This is a genomic window from Stenotrophomonas sp. KH_036_B, from assembly GCF_057839485.1.
This window is the reverse complement of sequence record NZ_CM174491.1, coordinates 4,245,440-4,263,449: the sequence shown is the minus strand read 5'-3', so window position 1 is coordinate 4,263,449 and position 18,010 is coordinate 4,245,440. Positions and strand designations below refer to the sequence as shown.

Annotated in this window: 15 protein-coding genes; 12 read left to right on the top strand and 3 right to left on the bottom strand. The window is 68.6% G+C overall.

The annotated features are described in order from the left end of the window. The first annotated feature begins 11 nt into the window (after positions 1 to 11). The 9 genes from AC3ITN_RS18900 (at position 12) to AC3ITN_RS18860 (ending at position 9,792) form a co-directional block, all read left to right on the top strand. On the top strand, positions 12 to 1,253 hold the full coding sequence (locus tag AC3ITN_RS18900) for an NAD(P)/FAD-dependent oxidoreductase (protein WP_489391519.1): 1,242 nt from the start codon (positions 12 to 14) through the stop codon (positions 1,251 to 1,253). After that, on the top strand, positions 1,241 to 1,792 hold the full coding sequence (locus tag AC3ITN_RS18895; protein ID WP_489391518.1) for a DUF3261 domain-containing protein: 552 nt from the start codon (positions 1,241 to 1,243) through the stop codon (positions 1,790 to 1,792). Before AC3ITN_RS18900 ends, AC3ITN_RS18895 begins: the two co-directional genes overlap by 13 nt. Then, positions 1,789 to 2,976 (top strand): beta-ketoacyl-[acyl-carrier-protein] synthase family protein, encoded by a 1,188-nt coding sequence (locus tag AC3ITN_RS18890; protein ID WP_489391517.1) that lies wholly within the window; start codon positions 1,789 to 1,791, stop codon positions 2,974 to 2,976. The genes AC3ITN_RS18895 and AC3ITN_RS18890 overlap by 4 nt, the downstream gene beginning before the upstream one ends. Before the next feature lie 2 nt (positions 2,977 to 2,978). Continuing rightward, a complete protein-coding gene (locus tag AC3ITN_RS18885; protein ID WP_489391516.1) occupies positions 2,979 to 3,434 on the top strand; it encodes a hotdog family protein in 456 nt (151 codons plus the stop codon). Continuing rightward, a complete protein-coding gene (fabG, locus tag AC3ITN_RS18880; protein ID WP_313347500.1) occupies positions 3,431 to 4,162 on the top strand; it encodes a 3-oxoacyl-ACP reductase FabG in 732 nt (243 codons plus the stop codon). The genes AC3ITN_RS18885 and fabG overlap by 4 nt, the downstream gene beginning before the upstream one ends. Continuing rightward, on the top strand, positions 4,162 to 5,406 hold the full coding sequence (locus tag AC3ITN_RS18875; RefSeq protein WP_313347502.1) for a beta-ketoacyl-ACP synthase: 1,245 nt from the start codon (positions 4,162 to 4,164) through the stop codon (positions 5,404 to 5,406). The genes fabG and AC3ITN_RS18875 overlap by 1 nt, the downstream gene beginning before the upstream one ends. Before the next feature lie 41 nt (positions 5,407 to 5,447). After that, entirely contained in the window at positions 5,448 to 5,885 is a 438-nt protein-coding gene (locus AC3ITN_RS18870; RefSeq protein WP_313347504.1) for an excinuclease ATPase subunit, read from the top strand. Between the two features lie 300 nt (positions 5,886 to 6,185). After that, positions 6,186 to 6,452 (top strand): YcgL domain-containing protein, encoded by a 267-nt coding sequence (locus tag AC3ITN_RS18865; RefSeq protein WP_489391515.1) that lies wholly within the window; start codon positions 6,186 to 6,188, stop codon positions 6,450 to 6,452. Continuing rightward, positions 6,445 to 9,792, top strand: a complete 3,348-nt coding sequence (locus AC3ITN_RS18860) for an ankyrin repeat domain-containing protein (RefSeq protein WP_489391514.1) — start codon at positions 6,445 to 6,447, stop codon at positions 9,790 to 9,792. The genes AC3ITN_RS18865 and AC3ITN_RS18860 overlap by 8 nt, the downstream gene beginning before the upstream one ends. Positions 9,793 to 9,932: 140 nt before the next feature. On the opposite strand, the gene AC3ITN_RS18855 is transcribed toward AC3ITN_RS18860, so the two are convergent. Beyond that, the gene (locus AC3ITN_RS18855; RefSeq protein ID WP_489391513.1) at positions 9,933 to 10,355 is read right to left on the bottom strand and encodes a hypothetical protein; all 423 of its coding nucleotides are present in this window, start codon (positions 10,353 to 10,355) and stop codon (positions 9,933 to 9,935) included. 300 nt (positions 10,356 to 10,655) lie between these two features. Between AC3ITN_RS18855 and AC3ITN_RS18850 the strand changes: the two genes are divergently transcribed. Continuing rightward, on the top strand, positions 10,656 to 11,027 hold the full coding sequence (locus AC3ITN_RS18850) for a DUF7668 domain-containing protein (protein ID WP_313347512.1): 372 nt from the start codon (positions 10,656 to 10,658) through the stop codon (positions 11,025 to 11,027). Between the two features lie 51 nt (positions 11,028 to 11,078). On the opposite strand, the gene AC3ITN_RS18845 is transcribed toward AC3ITN_RS18850, so the two are convergent. Together AC3ITN_RS18845 and AC3ITN_RS18840 are read right to left on the bottom strand one after the other, a co-directional pair. After that, entirely contained in the window at positions 11,079 to 11,531 is a 453-nt protein-coding gene (locus AC3ITN_RS18845) for a DUF695 domain-containing protein (RefSeq protein ID WP_489391512.1), read from the bottom strand. 50 nt (positions 11,532 to 11,581) lie between these two features. After that, positions 11,582 to 13,387 (bottom strand): monovalent cation:proton antiporter-2 (CPA2) family protein, encoded by a 1,806-nt coding sequence (locus tag AC3ITN_RS18840; RefSeq protein WP_489391511.1) that lies wholly within the window; start codon positions 13,385 to 13,387, stop codon positions 11,582 to 11,584. A gap of 312 nt (positions 13,388 to 13,699) precedes the next feature. On the opposite strand from AC3ITN_RS18840, the gene mgtE reads away from it, so the two are divergent. Both mgtE and AC3ITN_RS18830 read left to right on the top strand, forming a co-directional pair. After that, a complete protein-coding gene (gene mgtE, locus AC3ITN_RS18835; protein WP_489391510.1) occupies positions 13,700 to 15,070 on the top strand; it encodes a magnesium transporter in 1,371 nt (456 codons plus the stop codon). Positions 15,071 to 15,279: 209 nt separating this feature from the next. Further along, the gene (locus AC3ITN_RS18830) at positions 15,280 to 18,009 is read left to right on the top strand and encodes a bifunctional acetate--CoA ligase family protein/GNAT family N-acetyltransferase (protein ID WP_489391509.1); all 2,730 of its coding nucleotides are present in this window, start codon (positions 15,280 to 15,282) and stop codon (positions 18,007 to 18,009) included. Position 18,010: the final 1 nt, after the last annotated feature.

The following is an 18,010-nucleotide window of genomic DNA, read 5'->3' as shown; positions in this document are numbered from 1 at the left end:
AGGATGTATCGATGAACGCAGCACTGGAAACAACCGAAATTCTGATCATTGGCGCGGGCCCGGCCGGCTCGGTCGCCGCCGCGATGCTGCGCCGGCAGGGGCGCCAGGTGCTGATGCTGGAGCGCCAGCAGTTCCCGCGCTTCTCCATCGGCGAGAGCCTGCTGCCGCAGAGCATGGAGTACATCGAAGCGGCGGGCCTGCTGCAGGACGTGGTGCAGGCCGGATTCCAGTACAAGAACGGCGCGGCCTTCGTGCGCGGCGAGCGCAGCACCGAGTTCGACTTCCGCGACAAGTTCTCGCCCGGCTGGGGCACCACCTACCAGGTGCAGCGCGCCGATTTCGACGACGTGCTGGCACGCGGTGCCGAGCGCATGGGCACCACGCTGCGCTTCGGCGATGAAGTGCTGTCGGTCGAGCCGGGCAGCCCGGCGCGGGTGCAGGTGCGCCGCCCGGATGGCAGCGAGTACACCATCGAGGCCGGTTTCATCCTGGACGCCAGCGGCTTCGCGCGGTTGCTGCCGCGCCTGCTCAACCTGGAGTCGCCGTCGAACTTCCCCGTACGCGGGGCGATCTTCTGCCACGTGCGTGACCACATTCCGGCCGACGCCGGCTTCGACCGCAACAAGATCCTGATCACCACCCATCCCGAGCACGTGGACGTGTGGTACTGGACCATCCCGTTCTCCAACGGCTGCTGTTCGCTGGGCGTGGTGGCCGAGCCGAGCTTCTTCGAGAAGTACCCGGGCACCGACCTGGAGAAGCTGCAGGCCATCGTCGGCGAAGACCCCAACCTGACCCGCCTGCTGAAGAACGCCGAATGGGCGGTGCTGCCGGTGCGCACCATCACCGGCTACTCGGCCAACGTGAGTTCGCTGTGGGGCGAAGGCTATGCGCTGCTGGGCAATGCCGGCGAGTTCCTGGACCCGGTGTTCTCCTCGGGCGTGACCATCGCCTTCAAGTCGGCCCAGCTGGCCAGCGACTGCCTCGCCCGCCGCCATGCCGGTGAGCAGGTGGACTGGGAGCGCGAGTTCGCCATTCCGCTGCGCGCTGGCGTGAAGACGTTCCGTCGCTTCGTTGAAGCCTGGTACGCCGGCGGCTTCCAGAAGATCATCTACCACCCCGACCCGCAGCCGGACGTGCGCCGCATGATCTCCTCGATCCTGGCCGGCTATGCCTGGGATACCAGAAATCCGTACGTGGCCGACGACAGCGGTCGTCGCCTGCGGGTGCTGGAGGAACTGTGCACCGGCTGATCCTTGCCCTGTTGATGTGCGTGCTGCTGGTGGCCTGCGCCAGCACCCGCATGCCCGCGCCGCGGGTGCAGCTGCCCACCCTGCAGCTGCCGCCTTCCGCACTGGCCACACCACTGCAGCTGCAGCAGCGCCTGCAGTTCCGCTTCGGCACCCACGAGCGCGAGCTGGACGCGCTGCTCGAGGCCGATGGCGAGCAGGTGCGGCTGGCCGTGCAGGCGATGGGCCAGACCGGCGTGCGCATGGTCTGGGATGGGCGCACCCTGGAGCAGACCCGCGCCCCGTGGCTGCCGCCGCAGGTGCGGGGCGAGCGCGTGCTGGACGACCTTCAGTTTGCGCTGTGGCCGGCCGATGCCATCCGGGCGGCCCTGCCGGACGGCTGGACCCTGGTCGAGTCCAACGGCAGCCGCCGCCTGGAGCAGGGCGGCACCGCCTGGCTGGTGCTGGAACCGCTGGCCGACGGCCGCGTGAAACTGCGCAACCTGGCCGAAGGGTATGAACTGGTGATCGAATCGTTGGACATGGGGCAAGCGCAATCGTGAGCAGTACCGCGGTATATCTGAATGAGCTTGGCGTGGTCTGCGCACTGGGCAGCGGGCGCGCGCAGGTGCGCGCCGGCCTGTTCGCCGACCAGCCCGGCGGCCTGCGCGACAACGACAGCATGATCCCGGGGCGCACCCTGGCCCTGGGCGAAGTAGCCGATCCACTGCCCGACCTGTCGGCCCTGCCGGTGGCGCTGCGCGGGCGCAACAACGCGCTGCTGGAAAGCGCGCTGCAGCAGATCCGCCCGGCCGTGGACGCGGCGATCGCGCGCTACGGCGCCGAGCGCGTGGCGGTCATCATCGGCACCAGCACTTCCGGCATCGGCGAGTCCGAACACGCGCTGCGCATGCAGGCCGACGAGGGGCGCTGGCCCACCGATTTCCACTATGCACAGCAGGAAATGGGCACCTCGGCGCGCTTCGTGCGCACCCGCATCGGCAGCAGCGGCCCGGCCTGGACGCTCTCGACCGCGTGCTCGTCCAGTGCCAAGGCGTTGATGTCGGCCGCGCGCCTGCTGCGCGCCGGGATCGTTGACGCAGTGGTCGCCGGGGGCGCCGACTCGCTGTGCCGCTTCACCGTGGCCGGCTTCAGCGCCCTCGAATCGGTGTCGGCCGCACGTTGCAATCCATTCTCCCGGCACCGCAACGGCATCAACATCGGTGAAGGTGCCGCGCTGTTCCTGATGACCCGCGAGCCTGGCCCGGTGCGCCTGTCGGGCTGGGGCGAATCGTCCGATGCGCACCACATGTCCGCCCCGGATCCGCAGGCCAGCGGCGCCATCGACGCCATGCAGCAGGCGTTGCGCCGCGCCGGCCTGGAGCCGGCGCAGATCGATTACGTGAACCTGCACGGCACCGCCACCGGGCACAACGACGCCATGGAGAGCCTGGCCGTGGCCGCCGTGCTCGGCACCCAGGTGCCGGCCAGTTCCACCAAGCCGCTCACCGGCCACACGCTCGGGGCGTCCGGCGCGATCGAGGCCGCCCTGTGCTGGATGACCCTGGCCGACAATCCGGAGCAGCGGCTGCCCGCGCACTGGTGGGACGGCCACGCCGACGAAGCGTTGCCGGCGTTGGCCCTGGTGGCCCCGGGCACGCGCGCGGCGCAGCCGCCGCAGCACGTGCTCAGCCACTCATTCGCGTTTGGCGGCAGCAATGCCGTGCTGGCGCTGGCGCGGAGTTGAGCATGCAGCTGCCCACGGACATCGATTCGGTGCTGCCGCACCGCGACAGCCTGCGCCTGATCGACCGGGTGATCGACTGGCAGCCCGAATCCATCGTGGTTGAAGTGGACGTCCCGGCCCACGGCCTGTTCACCACCCCCGACGGGGTGCCGGCGTGGGTGGGGGTGGAATACATGGCGCAGGCGATTGCAGCCTGGGCCGGGTGCCGCGCGCGCGCCGAAGGACGCGATCCCTCGATCGGCTTCCTGCTGGGCACGCGGCGCTACACCGCCCACCAGCCGCACTTCACGCCGGGCAGTTGCCTGCGGGTGGAGGCACAGTGCGAGCTGATGGGCGAAAATGGGCTGGGCATGTTCGCCTGCCGGATCCTGGCAGGCGGTGTTGAGTTGGCGGTTGCCAACGTATCGGTGTTCGAACCACGCGATGCGATGGCCTATCTGGAGAGTGGAGAGGCATGACAGGGAATCTGACCGTGCTGGTGACCGGCGCCAGCCGGGGCATCGGCCGCGCCGTGGCGCTGCGGATCGCGCGCGATGGCTTCGACGTGGTGGTGCATTGCCGCAGTCGTATCGAGGAAGCGCAGTCGGTGGTCGCGCAGATCCAGGCACTGGGCCGGCAAGCCCGCGTGCTGATGTTCGACGTGTCCGACCGTGACGCGGCGCGTACCGCGCTGGAGGCCGATGTCGAGGCCCATGGCGCCTATTACGGCGTGGTCTGCAACGCCGGCATCGCCCGTGATGGCGCGTTCCCGGCGATGCCTGCCGAGGACTGGGATGCGGTGGTGCACACCAACCTGGACAGCTTCTACAACGTGCTGCACCCGCTGGTGATGCCGATGGTGCGGCGGCGCAAGCCCGGCCGCATCGTCACCCTGTCCTCGGTGTCGGGGCTGGTCGGCAACCGTGGGCAGACCAACTACAGCGCCGCCAAGGCGGGCATCATCGGGGCCACCAAGGCGCTGGCGCTGGAACTGGCGAGCCGTGCCATCACCGTCAACTGCGTGGCACCGGGCCTGATCGAGACCGAGATGGTCAACGAAGAAGTGCTCGACCACGCGCTCAAACTCATCCCCGCCGGGCGCATGGGGCAGCCGGACGAGGTCGCCCATGCGGTGTCCTTCCTGCTGTCCGAATCGGCCGGCTACATCACCCGCCAGGTGATCTCGGTCAATGGAGGCATGGTCTGATGAGCCGACCCGATCGTCGTGTGGTCGTCACCGGTGCAGCGGCCATCAGCCCGCTGGGCCACGACTGGCCCAGCATCCGCGCCCGCCTGCACGCCCGCGAAAACGCGGTGCGCTACATCCCCGGCTGGGAGGTGTTCGATGGCCTCAACACGCGCTTGGCCGCGCCGGCGGAAGACTACGATCTGCCGCCGCACTACAACCGCAAGACCACGCGCAGCATGGGCAAGGTCGCGGTGATGTCGGTGCGCGCCACCGAACTGGCGCTGGAGGCGGCCGGCCTGATCGGCCACCCGGTGCTGCGCAGCGGCCGCGCCGGCGTGGCCTACGGTTCCTCGTCGGGCAGCCACGAGGCCACCGCCGAGTTCGGCCGCATGCTGCACGAACACACCACCGAAGGCATCAGCGCCACCACCTACCTGAAGATGATGAGCCACACCTCGCCGGTGAACATCGGCGTGTTCTTCGGCTTGTCCGGTCGCGTCTACACCACCTCCAGCGCCTGTACCTCGGGCAGCCAGGGCGTGGGGTCGGGCTACGAGGCGATCCGCAGCGGCAAGCAGACGGTGATGGTCACCGGTGGCGCCGAGCAGCTCGACGCCACCGCGGCGGCGGTGTTCGACACCCTGTTCGCCACCAGCGTGCGCAACGACGCCCCGCAGACCACGCCGAGCCCGTTCGACGCGCACCGCGATGGGCTGGTGCTGGGCGAGGGCGCCGGCACGCTGATCCTGGAAGACCTGGAGCACGCGCAGGCACGCGGCGCCACCATCCTGGCCGAAGTGGTCGGCTACGGCACCAACAGCGATGGCCAGCACGTCACCCAGCCCACCGCTGACACCATGGCCCAGGCCATGCGCCTGGCGCTGGAAGATGCCGGGCTGGAACCGGGCCAGATCGGGTACGTCAACGCACACGGCACCGCCACCGAACACGGCGACATCGCCGAGACCCAGGCCACCGCGCAGGTGTTCGGGCCGGGCATGCCGATCAGCTCGCTCAAGAGCTACGTCGGCCACATGCTGGGCGCGTGCGGCGCGTTCGAAGCCTGGATGACCATCGAAATGATGCGCGAAGGCTGGTTCGCCCCGACCCTGAACCTGCACGAAGTAGACCCGCGCTGCGGCGCGCTGGATTACATCCGCGGCGAAGGCCGCGCGCTGCAGACCGACTACGTGATGAGCAACAACTTCGCCTTCGGCGGCATCAACACCTCGTTGATCTTCCGCCGCTGGCAGGACGCGTAACCTCAAACCCAATACCTGCTTACCAACAAGGAGAACGTTGAATGCGTCGTTTTGCCCTGATTGCCACCGTGGCCCTGCTTGCCGTCGCCAGCACCGCCAATGCCCGTGAGACCCGTGTCGAACAGTCGCTGCGCAGCCTGATCAATTCGCCCGACGCCAAGGCGGCCGGCATCGACGGCAGCGTCCGCTTCTACCTGGCCGGCGAAAAGGTCAACGTCCAGCAGCGCCTCGGTGAAGACGTGACCAACAAGAAGACCAACGCCGCCAACAAGAGCGACGAAGTGGCCTGCAACTGGGTGGCCCTGTCGGCGCTGAAGGCACTGCAGGACGGCGCCAAGTCGCGCGGCGCCAACGCCGTCGTGGACATCGTCAGCTACTACAAGAAGAACGAGTTCAAGAGCACCACCAACTACGAATGCTATGCCGGCGCCATCCTCGCAGGCGTCGCCCTCAAGGGTACCTACGCCAAGGTCAAATGACGGGAACCGTCATTTGACCAGGTAGAGCCGACTGTGTAGAGCCGACTGTTAGTCGGCTGGCTTCTGCGGCTGCCTTTCGCGGCTGCCGTTGAAGTTACCTCTCCGGCCGCCGTACCCGTCCACGGCGGCCGCCAGGCATCCATCGGCGGCCACCCCCAACCTGAACACCGCCGCGACATTGATGAACCTGAATCTGTCGCGCGCCAGTAAACCGGCACCGCAGCGCGTTGCCGTCTTTCGCCCTTGCCTGCTTTACTCCACAATCAACGCATCTATTCCCAGGGCCAAGCCCCGCGGGCAATGCAAGCCTACGTCTACAAAAGCCAACGCAAGCAGGACACTTACGTCTACCTCGCCGCCCGTGACGCCTTCGATGCCATTCCTGATGCGCTGAAGGCCACACTGGCGCCGTTCGCATTCGTGCTCGAAGTCGCCCTGACCCCCGACCGTCGCCTTGCCCTGGCCGACGCTGATCAAGTGCGCGCCAACCTGGCCGAGCGCGGCTTCCACCTGCAGCTGCCACCGCCACCGGTGCCACCCGTGCGGGTACCGCGACGCAATGACTGACGCCCTGCGCACCCGCGCCGCAGGCCTTGCCTTCGGCCTGGGCGGCCTGCTCTCGCTGGCGGTCGTACTCGGCGGCGTGCCGGCGGCACTGGGTGCGGCATTGGCGCAGCCCGCGTTCGCGCTGGGCGTGTCGTGGTGGCGGCGCAGCCGGACCGTGCCCGCCATGGCGCAGCTGGCACGCCAGGATGTTCCCGCGCTGCTCGCGCTGTGGGGCCTTGGGCCGCTGCTGTTGGCGCTGCTGGTGGCCTGGCCGCTGGGCGCGCTGCACGACAGCGGCAGCCTGGCCGCCGTGCTGGGCCTGAGCGTGGCCGTCAGTGCCGCGCTGCTCGGCGTCTGGCGGACCTGGCCGTTGTGGAACGAGATCGAGCGCAGCGACGGCAGCCTGGCGCGCCATTGGCGGACCCTGGCCGCGCGCGACCTCACTGCCTGGCGTGGCCTGATCGTGGCCGGCCTGGTGGTCGCCGTCTGCGCGCTGGTGGTGGTGCCGGCGTGGCCCGGCCTGCTCCCGGACGGCCTGCGCTGGCCCTTCGCGCTGGCCGTGCTGCTGGGTTCGCCGTTGGCGCACTTCGCCCTGCAGCGCATTGCACCGGCCGATCCGCTGGCCACCCGCAGCCACCTCGATCTGGGCAACGACCCGTTCGCGGCGGCCGTGCATGCCGCTGGCGCCCACGATGAAGCCCCGCAGCCGCTGGAGCCGCTGGGCCAGCACGAACGCCTGCCGGCCCTTTACGAAGCGGCACGCAGCGGCCGCGTCGACCGCGCGCTGCAGCTGCTGGCCGCCGGTGCCGATCCGCAGGGCCTGCCCGACCCGGCCTGGCGCGACCAGCGCAGCCTGGTGGTGCTGGCCGCCGTACTGCCGGACCTGCGCCTGCTGCGCGAACTGATCGCACGCGGCGTCGGTGTCAATGCGCCGCATCGCGGCATGACCCCCTTGCTGGCGGCCACCCGTGACAGCTGGCACGGCCGGCCCGAAGCGGTGATGACGCTGCTCGCCAACGGTGCGGACTCGCGCGCGGTGGATACCGAGGGCAACACGCCCCTGCATCACGCCGCGCGCAGCTCCGACCCGGGCGTGGCCGCGCTGCTGCGCGACGCCGCCGCCGAAGTGGACGCGCTCAACCAGGATGGCTGGTCGCCGCTGGCCGTGGCCTGCCAGGTCGGCAACTGGCGGCTGGCCCGTTTCCTGCTCGAGCGCGGCGCGCGCACCGAACCGGCCGACGGCACGCCCGTACTGCTGGCCGCCGCCGGTACGGAAGAAGACGATCCGGCGGGCGTGCAGCTGCTGCTCAAGCACAAGGCGCGTGCCGACGCGCGCGACCGCCAGCGCCGCAGCGCACTGCACGAAGCCGCGCTGGCCGGGCACGTGGACATCATCGATGTGCTGCTGGCCGCCGGCGCCAACCTGGAGGCGCGCGACGCGCTGTCGCGCACGCCGTGGCTGGAAGCCGCCCGTGCCGGGCGCGCCGCCGTGATCGAACACTTGCTGCCGCACACCCCGGATATCACCGCGGTGGACGGCGAAGGCCGCAACGCCGTACTGCTGGCCTGCATGGCGGAAAACGTGTCGCCGCTGCTGGTGCGCCGCCTGCTCGAGCTCGGCATTGCCGCCGATGTTCCGGATCCGCAGGGCCGCCGCGCGGTCGACATCGCCGCCAGCGCCGGTCGCTGGGCGATCGTCTCGCTGCTCGACCGCAGCTATCCGCTGCCGGCGGCGGTGAGCGACGGCCTGGCCGGCGCAGCCGACGCCGAGCCAGGCACCCCGGCACTGCCCGACCGGCCGCCGCTGGACCTGCTGCGCGAGGCGCTGGGCTTCGGCAACACGGACGGCATGGCTTCGCTGGCCCGTCTGTGCAGCGCCGATGAGCTCGGCGGCCTGCTGCACGATGCCGAACTCGCGCTCGACCCGCAGGCGGTGGACTGGCTGCTGGCACACGGCGCCGCCCCGGAAGTGCTGGACGCCTGTGGCGACACCCCCATGTTCGCGCTGCTCGCGCGCGGCATCGACGCGGTGCCGGCGCTGCAGGTGCTGCTGCGCCGCGGTCTGTCGCCGGCCGGTGCCGGTGGCCTTGCACGCCTGCTCAGCGCCTGCGCGCAGCACGACCATGCCTCGCGCGGGCTGGAGCAGCTGGCGCTGGACCTGCTCGAACGCGGCGCCGATCCATTCGCCGCCTCGCCAGCGGGTGATCCGCCGTTGTCGCTGGCGGTGCGCCTGGGCTGGCTGCGCCTGCAGCAGGCCCTGCTCACCCTGGGCGTGGACCGTGAGGCGCGCGACAGCCATGGCATGACCGCGCTTCACCTGGCCACCGCGCTGGCGCGCGAAGGCTCGCTCAAGCTGCTCGTACAGCAGGGCGCTTCGCCCGAAGCGCGCGCCGCAGACGGGCAGACGCCGTTGGGCGTGGCGCTGTCGATCGGTCGCCGCGACCTGGCCGACTGGCTGGACTGGCGCGTATGGCAGCTGCCGCGCCGCGCGCTGCGCGACGGTGACCTGCCGGCCGCGGCCATGGCCGGCGACGCCGATGCGGTACGCCGCCTGATCGACCTTGGGTTTGCGGTGGACGTGGTGGACGCGCAGGGCTGCACCGCGCTGCTGCGTGCTGCCGGTGGCGGCCACCTGGCCGTGGTCGACCTGCTGCTCGCGCGCGGTGCCAATCCGCAGCATGCGGCCGCGAGCGGGGCCACGCCGCTGTCGGCGGCGGTCAGCATGCGCCAGATCGACATCGTCTCGGCCCTGCTCGATGCGGGCGCGGAGCTGGAATACCGCCTGCCCGGCGGCGTCACCGTGCTGATGCTGGCCTCGGCGCTGGGCCTGCCCGATATCGCCGCCCGCCTGCTCACCGCCGGTGCCGACGTGCATGCCGGTGATGCGCAGCAGCTGGGCCCGCTGCACTGCGCCGCGCTGTACGGCTTCAGCGCACGCGACCGCTCACGCCTGCTGGCACTGCTGGATACGCTGCTGCTCTCCGGCGCGGAACCGGACCAGGCCGCCGCCGGCTCGGTCACGCCGCTGCTGCTGCTGCTGGGCGCACGCGCCGAGCCGGGCACCGCCTGCGACGAACAGATCGTGCTGGCCGCCGTGGAACGGCTGCTCGACGAAGATGTGTCGCTGGATGCGCGTGATCCACGCGGGTTTGGGCCCTTGCACCTGGCCGCGCTGCATGGCCTGCCGCTGCTGGTGCAACGCCTGATGCGCGCCGGGGCCGATCCGGACGTACGCGATGCGCTGAACCGCACGCCGCGCGAGATCGCGGTGATGCGCGGTTTCATCGACGTGGCCGGCGAATTCGAACCACGCGTACCGGGCGTGTCCTCGATGGCCAGGTTCCTGCGCGACAACGGCTGAGCGGCCGCACGACAAGCGGCCGCACCACCAACGGTCGTGCGCTACCGGCTCTTGCCGACCGGGCAACCCGAACGAGCAACCCGACCGGGTAATCCGACCGGGTAATCCGACGGGGTAGAGCCGACTGTTAGTCGGCTGCTCTACTCCACAACGCCACCCAACGTCTTGACCTCCTTCAGAAGCGCCTGCACGCCCACATCGTTGACCTGTGGCCGAAGGAACTGGTCGTACACAAGCTCGTCCTTGCTGGCCGCCACGAATATCCGCTTGGGGCCAATGAACGGCGTGCGCGCGTCGTTGATGTACTGATCCTCGGTACGCCAGCGCTTCCCTCCGTCCCTTTTCCACCCGGGTTCAAGCGTGATGCGCTCCGGGCGTTTCTCACCCTTGGACGTGATCTCCAGCCACGCACAGCTGTTGTCGTTCACTGCGATGCATACAAACGGACCCGTACGCACATGCGACTGCAGGGCCGGTTGCTTGAGCTCACCGGAAGTGCGAAGCAACTCCAGGGAAAGATACGCAACCGCGCCGGGGACGATCTCTTCTTCGGTAATGGGCATGACCTGGCTCCATGATGACGGTGGCCTTACGCACCACGCGGCAGGCTCAAGCGCATTCAATTGGATTCCGAATCGTCCTGCAGAACCGTGGGTTGCCACGACTGTGCCGCGCGTTGCGACGTGCGCATTGCTGGCGAGGCACTCACCGCATTGGCTGCGTGCGAACGCCGAGAACAGGAGTGCCGGCCCGACTGCAGGGCATCATGTTGAAGGTCATGCCGATGGCGGTCCAACCACATCTGCCAGCCATGCCGAAGTATGTTTGGTTTACCGTACTCGATTGCACTCGAAGGACTGATTATGAATGAGGTAGCAATAGCCAAAGATGGACATAGGGAGATGTCAGTCCCTGAAGTCTGGAGGCCCACTCTGGTAGCTATCGTTGATGCACTGGTGGAAGAAAGGGAACCATCTCTGCCGCAGGTTGTGGACCGGGCACCGGCCGCCTGGTCGGGGATGCAGGCAAATGTGCGGGAGTACGGAGCGCGCCTGAAGAAGTTGCCGGAGGCATCCTGGGAGTCTTCCGTATGCATCTGGTACGGATCTTTCTGGGACGTTCTCGTCGACCTCCATACCGAGGAGGAAGGAAGAAGCGATCTTGTGCTTCAGGTGCATATCCACGAAGACGATGGTGGGTACCGTTACGAGGTCGTATTGGTTTACGTTCCGTGATGCCTGCAGGGGCTGCGAAATGAGTGGCCTGCCCGCAATGAACCACCACAGCTAATCGGAAGTAGAGGCTTGAATCACCAGTTCCAGCTCGGGTTGCGCCAGGAGCCAGTCACCGTCGTGCTCCATCTGGTACTCCCACTCCCGTAAGGGCTCCGAAACGGAGATCAGCGCCTGCAGGGTCTCATGTGCCCTCTCGGCGTTGCGTACTCTATACAAAAGGACGCGCTCCCCACGGGCAGTAATTCGGGCGAGGAAAATAGCGTTGTCGTCTGCCTGAATGGCCGGCTCGATCCACTTTTCCAGTTGAATGAGGCTGTCCACTTCTTCTGCGGTAGGCATGCCGTTTTCCCCTTGCATGGCGCAATGCACGCCAACTCTCAAGTGCCACGGATAATCATCGCGCTCTGTGAACTGCAGGAGCGCACAATTGACAACAACGATCACTGGATCGCTGCCGATAGCAGTCTCAAACAAAGAATAGTAGGGATCGGGAATACCTTTCATCCAGCAACATCCGGTTGACCCACGTCAGTATTCCAGAATTCCTCCTTCCCTCACTCGGCGCGCGACGCGTCCGATGCCTTCCCGTCGCTTTCCGCATCCGCCTCGAACAGATGCATCAGATCCGCCCGCGCATCGCGCGAGGTCTGTATCACCGCGGCGTCGTCGTCGTAGACCAGGTACTGGTCGCGCAGCAGCTTTTCATCATGCTCGCGGAACCGCTCGACATGGTCGCGCGCCGTCTCCGCCGGCACGCCCAGTGCGGTCAGCACCCGCTCGCTCATGTCCAGGCTGGTGCCGAACACCTCGCGGAAGGGCTCGGCGGACATATCCATCAACCGCCACGCATGCTGGCGGTTGCGCGCGCGGGCCAGCACCACCGCCTGCGGGTACATGCGCCGGATGAGCCGGGTGGCGCGCATGTTCGCGTCCGGATCGTCCAGCGTCACCACGTACACCCGCACGTGCTCGCCGCCGGCCGCCCGCAGCATCTCCGGCCGCGAGGGATCGCCGTAGTACAGCTTGTTGCCGAACCGGCGCAGGTCCGACACCGTGTCCGGGTTCGACTCCAGCGCGATGAAGGGAATTTTCTGTGCGGTCAGCAGTCGCGCGACCACCTGGCCGAGGCGCCCCATGCCCGCGATCATCACGCTGGGCTCGGTGCCGCCGGTGTCCACCGTGTCGGCGGGTCGCTTGTTCTCCACCGGCGTGTCTTCGCTGCCGAGCAGCCGCAGCAGCGCGATCATCAGCAGTGGCGTGATCGCCATCGACAGGCCGACGATCGCCACCAGCCGGTCATGGTTCGCATTGCCGAGCAGCTGCGCACGCTGCGCCTCGTTGAACACCACGAACGCGAATTCGCCGCCCAGCCACAACACGCTGCCCAGCAGCAGCGCATGCCGCGTGCTGAGCCGGGCGACCTTGCCGATACCGAACAGCAGCCCGAACTTCACCACCAGCAGCAGCCCTACGCCGAGCGCGATCACGCCCGGTTCGGCCACCACACGGTCCAGGTCGATGCCCATGCCCACGGCGATGAAGAACAGCCCCAGCAGCAGCCCCTTGAACGGTTCGATCTGCGATTCCAGTTCGTGGCGGAACTCGGAATCGGACAGCAGCACGCCGGCCAGGAACGCGCCCAGGCTCGGGCTCAACCCGGCCTCCTGCATGAACCATGCAGTGCCCAGCACCATCAGCAGCGCCATGGCCGTGAACACTTCCGGGCTGCGCGTGCGCGCGATGATGGTGAACAACCGGCGCAACACCGGTCGCCCGAACAGGATGACCACGGCCAGTGCACCCAGCGCCACCGCCACATCATTCCACTGCAGCGTTTCGTTCTTCACCCCGCCCAGCAGCGGGATGGCCGCCAGCAGCGGAATGGCGATCAGGTCCTGGAACAGCAGGATGGCGAACCCCAGCCGCCCGTAGTCGGTGTTGACCGCCTTGTGTTCGGACAGCAGCTGCAGGCCCACCGCCGTGGACGACAGCGCCAGCGCCACGCCCACGATGAGCGCCGCCTTCCATTGGAAGTGATCGAGCAGCAGCACCGCGCCCAGCACCAGCGCACTCAATGCCACCTGCGCCGTTCCCGCACCGAACACCGAGCGCCGCATCACCTTGAGGCGCGCCGGTGACAGTTCCAGCCCGATCACGAACAACAGCATCACCACGCCGATTTCCGCCGCGCCCAGGATCCGGTCGGCGTCCTGGACGAAGCCCAGCCCGTCCGGCCCCAGCACCACCCCGGCCACCAGGTAGCCCAGCACCGCGCCCAGCCCCAGCTTCTTGAACACCGGTACCGCGATCACCGCGGCCAGCAGCAGCACCAGGGCCAGTTCCAGGGCACCGCTATGCATGGGGGAACCTGCTCATGGGGTGGGGGAGTAAAGAGGACGTCGCCCGGCCATTATGCGGCCGGGCGCGACAACGAAGGCCAATCGCCCCACAACGCAGGTGCCGCGCCGGGTTGACCCCGCCTCCCCGGAGGTCCAGACTGCCCGCCGCTGTTGGCGCGCCTGCGTGGCCGGCAGTAAACCCATCCGGAGTCCAAACCCATGTCCAGCGACAGTAGAAGTCGACCTTGCTCGACGCCAGCGATGGCCACCGCCTGACACGGGACGGTTCGCCAGCGTTGGCGTCGCGCAATCGCGATCCACAAGGCGAACCCCATGAACCAGAAAGACCTCCTGCGCCCGGCAGCCGATGCTGTCGCCCTGAGCGCACCCCTGCAGGACTTCAACACCGCTGACGCGGTGGAATACCTCAACACCCTGGAACTCTCGCGCGCCGCCGACACCCTGGCCGCAGTGCCGTTGCCCCGCGCGGTGAAAATGCTCGAGCAGCCCGAGCTGACCCGCAGTGGCGACCTCATCGCCACCCTGCCGGTGGCCAAGGCCGCCGCGCTGCTGGGGCTGATGGCCGACGACCGTGCCACCGACATCGTCCATGAGCTGGACGAGGACGAGCGCGCGCGCCTGATCCCGCTGCTCAGCCCCGAGTCGCGCCAGGCCATCCAGCAGCTGCTCAGCTATCCGGCGCACACCGCCGGCGCGCTGATGACCACCGAGTTCGTCAGCGTGCCCGCCGACTGGACCGTGGGCCGCACGCTGCAGCACATCCGCGAAGTGGAACGCACCCGCGAGACCGTCTACGCCATCTACGTGCTCGACCCGCGCACGCAGGCGCTGCAGCAGGTCGTCACCATGCGGCGGCTGATCACCGGCCTGCCCGACGAACCCATCCTTGACGTGGCCCAGGTCAACCCGCCGGTCACGGTCGACGCCTTGCTCGACCAGGAAGAGGTGGCGCAGCTGATCCGCCGCCACGATCTGCTGGCCATCCCCGTGGTCGACGCGCGCCAGCACGTGCTGGGCATCGTCACCGTGGACGACATCCTGGATGCGCTCATCGAAGAGTCCACCGAAGACGCGCACAAGTTCGGCGGCATGGAAGCGCTGGAAAAGCCGTACATGCAGATCGGCTTCTTCGAGATGCTGCGCAAGCGTGCCGGCTGGCTCAGCGTGCTGTTCCTGGGCGAAATGCTCACTGCCAGCGCCATGCAGCATTACGAGGACGAGCTGGCCCGCGCCGTGGTGCTGACGTTGTTCATTCCGCTGATCATGAGCTCCGGCGGCAACTCCGGCTCGCAGGCCACCTCGCTGCTGATCCGCAGCCTGGCCCTGCGCGAGCTGCGCCTGCGCGACTGGTGGAGGGTGGCCCTGCGCGAAGTGCCTACCGGCATCACCCTGGGCGCCATCCTCGGCGTGCTGGCGATGATACGCATCGTGTCCTGGCAGCTGCTGGGCCTGCACGATTACGGCGAACACTGGCAGCTGCTGGCGGTGACCATCGGCGCGGCGCTGGTTGGCATCGTCACGTTCGGCTCGCTGTCCGGTTCGATGTTGCCCTTCATCCTCAAGCGTCTCGGCTTCGACCCCGCCAGTGCCTCGGCCCCGTTCGTGGCCACCCTGGTGGACGTTACCGGCCTGGTGATCTATTTCAGCATCGCCGCCGCGATCCTCAGCGGCACGTTGCTGTAGCGCCACGCCCTGCGTGGCAGCGCAGTGCCGGAACCAACCGTAGCGCCACGCCCTGCGTGGCTGCCCTGTCGCCCGTTGTAGGGCGTCCCGCTGCAGCCACGCAGGGCGTGGCTCTACGGTGCATGCGCGCTGCTTTTGCGCCAGATCATGCCAACCGCAGCCCCAGCCGTGTACCGTGTCACCACGTGTCCCGGTGACTGTTCGACCCCATGAGCACCTACCACCTGCAATCCGTCTTCCGCCCGCAATCGGTCGCCGTGGTTGGCGGCAGCCCGCGCGAGCGCTCCGCCGGCCGCGCCGTCATGCGCAACCTGCGCGCCACGGGGTTTCCCGGCAAGGTCGCCTGGATCAATCCGCGCTACGGCGAAATCGACGGCATCCGCACGGTCAAGCGGCTCAAGGACCTGGATTGGGTCCCTGAGCTGATCGTCATCACCGCGCCGGCCAGCATCGTCCCGCAGGTGGTCGCCACCGCCGCCGAACGCGGCGTCGCCGCCGCCATCATCCTCACCGCCAACCTCGGCCAGGGTCCCGGCTCGCTGTCCGAACAGGTCGAAGCCGCCGCGCGTCCGAAAGGCCTGCGCATCCTCGGCCCGCACTGCCTGGGCGTCATCGCCCCGCATGCCCGCCTCAATGCCAGCATCGCCGCGCATTTCCCGCAGGCGGGCGATCTTGCCCTCATTTCCGAATCCAGCGCGATCGCCGCCGCCCTGGTGGAGTGGGGCGTCGCACGCTCCGTCGGATTCTCCGCGGTGGTCTCGCTCGGCGATGCGCTCGACGTCGATTTCGGCGACCTGCTCGACTACTTCGCCACCGACTACCGCACCCGCGCCATCCTGCTGTACGTCGAACACATCCGCGACGCCCGCAAGTTCATGTCCGCCGCCCGTGCGGCCGCCCGCGCCAAGCCCGTGGTGGTGGTCAAATCCGGCCGGCACATCCGCATCGATCCGGATGGCGACACGCACGTGCAGGCGCTGGCCAGCTCCGACGCGGTCTACGGCGCGGCGTTCAACCGCGCCGGCCTGCTCCGCGTGAGCGCGCTGGACGAACTGTTCACCGCCGCTGAAACCCTCGGCCGGCTCGGCACCTTCCCGGGCCGTCGTCTCGCCATACTCAGCAATGGTGGTGGCGTCGGCCGGCTCGCCGTCGACCAGCTGCTGGCCCTGCGCGGTACCCTCGCCGAACTCTCGCCGGGCACCATCGCCGAGCTCGACGGCGTCCTTCCCGAAGGCTGGTCGCGCAGCAACCCCGTGGATATCGTGGTCGATGCGGACGGTGACCGCTACGCCGCCGCCATCGACGCGTTGATGTCCGACAACGGCAACGATGCCGTCCTCGTCGTCAACGTGCCCACCGCGTTCACCTCCTCGGCCGACGCCGCCCAGGCGCTGACCCGCACCCTCGGCCTGCGCCCGCGCCACCACCGCGACAAGCCCGTGTTCGCGGTCTGGCTGGGCAACGATGACCGCGCCACCGCCACCCTCAACGCGGCCCGCGTGCCCACTTATCCCACCGAGGCCGAAGCCGTGCGCGGCTTCCAGCACCTGGTGCGTTACCGCGACGCGCAGGCCGCGCTGATGGAAACCCCGCCAAGCCTGCCGCAGGATTTCGTGGTCGATACTGCGGCCGCGCGCGCCATCGTCGAGGCCGCGCTGGCCGCCGGCCAGCAGTGGCTGGATCCGATCGCCACCCACCAGCTGCTCACGGCCTACGGCATTCCCTCCGCGCCGGTGATGCAGGCCCGCGATCCACACGAGGCCATGGACCTGGCCCAGCCGTTGCTGGAGCAGGGCGCCACCGTGGCGGTGAAGGTGTTCTCGGCCGACATTCCGCACAAGTCCGATGTCGATGGCGTGCGCCTCAACCTCGGCACCCTGCAGGCGGTGCAGGCCGCCGCCAGTTCCATCCTGGCCCGCGCCCATGAAATGCGCCCGCAGGCGCGGATCGACGGCGTGCTGGTGCAGCCCACCATCGTGCGGCCCAAGGCGCGCGAACTGATCGCCGGCATTGCCGACGACCCGACCTTCGGCCCGGTGGTGGTGTTCGGCCGTGGCGGCACCGCCGTCGAAGTGATCGACGACAAGGCCCTGGCCCTGCCGCCGCTGGACCTGCGCCTTGCCCATGAGCTGATCGGGCGGACCCGCGTGTCGCGCATCCTCAAGGCGTACCGCGACGTTCCCGCCGCCGACGAGCGCGCCGTGGCGCTGATTCTGGTCAAGCTGGCGCAACTGGCGGCCGACATTCCCGAAGTACGCACGCTCGACATCAACCCGCTGTTGGCCGACCGCGACGGCGTCATCGCACTCGACGCGCGCGTGGCGATCGCACCGTCGCGCAAACTGCACAAGGGCCGTGGCCACCCACGCTTCGCGGTGTTCCCGTATCCGCAGGAATGGGAGCGCACCATCACCCTCTCCGACGGTGCGCCCGCGTTCGTGCGCCCGGTGCGCCCGGAGGATGACGCGCTGTTCCGCGCCTTCTTCGCGCGCGTGACCGATGACGACCTGCGGCTGCGCTTCTTCCAGTCGGTCAAGCATTTCAGCCACGAATTCATCGCCCGCCTGACCCAGCTCGACTACGCCCGCTCGATCGCGCTGGTGGCCATCGACCCGCGCAGCGGCGACATGCTGGGTGCGGTGCGGCTGCACGCCGACGCCGATTACGACCGCGGCGAGTACGGCATCATGATCCGCTCCGACCTCAAGGGCCACGGCATCGGCTGGCGCCTGATGACGATCATGATCGAGTACGCGCAGTGGCTTGGGCTCAACATCATCGAAGGCCAGGTGCTGCGCGAGAACAGCACCATGCTGGCAATGTGCCAGAGCCTGGGGTTCAAGACCCGGCTGGATCCGGACGACTCCACGGTGATGGTGGTGACCCTGCCGGTGCAGAGCGTGCAGGTGCCCGAACCGCCCGAAGGCGCAACGCACTGAC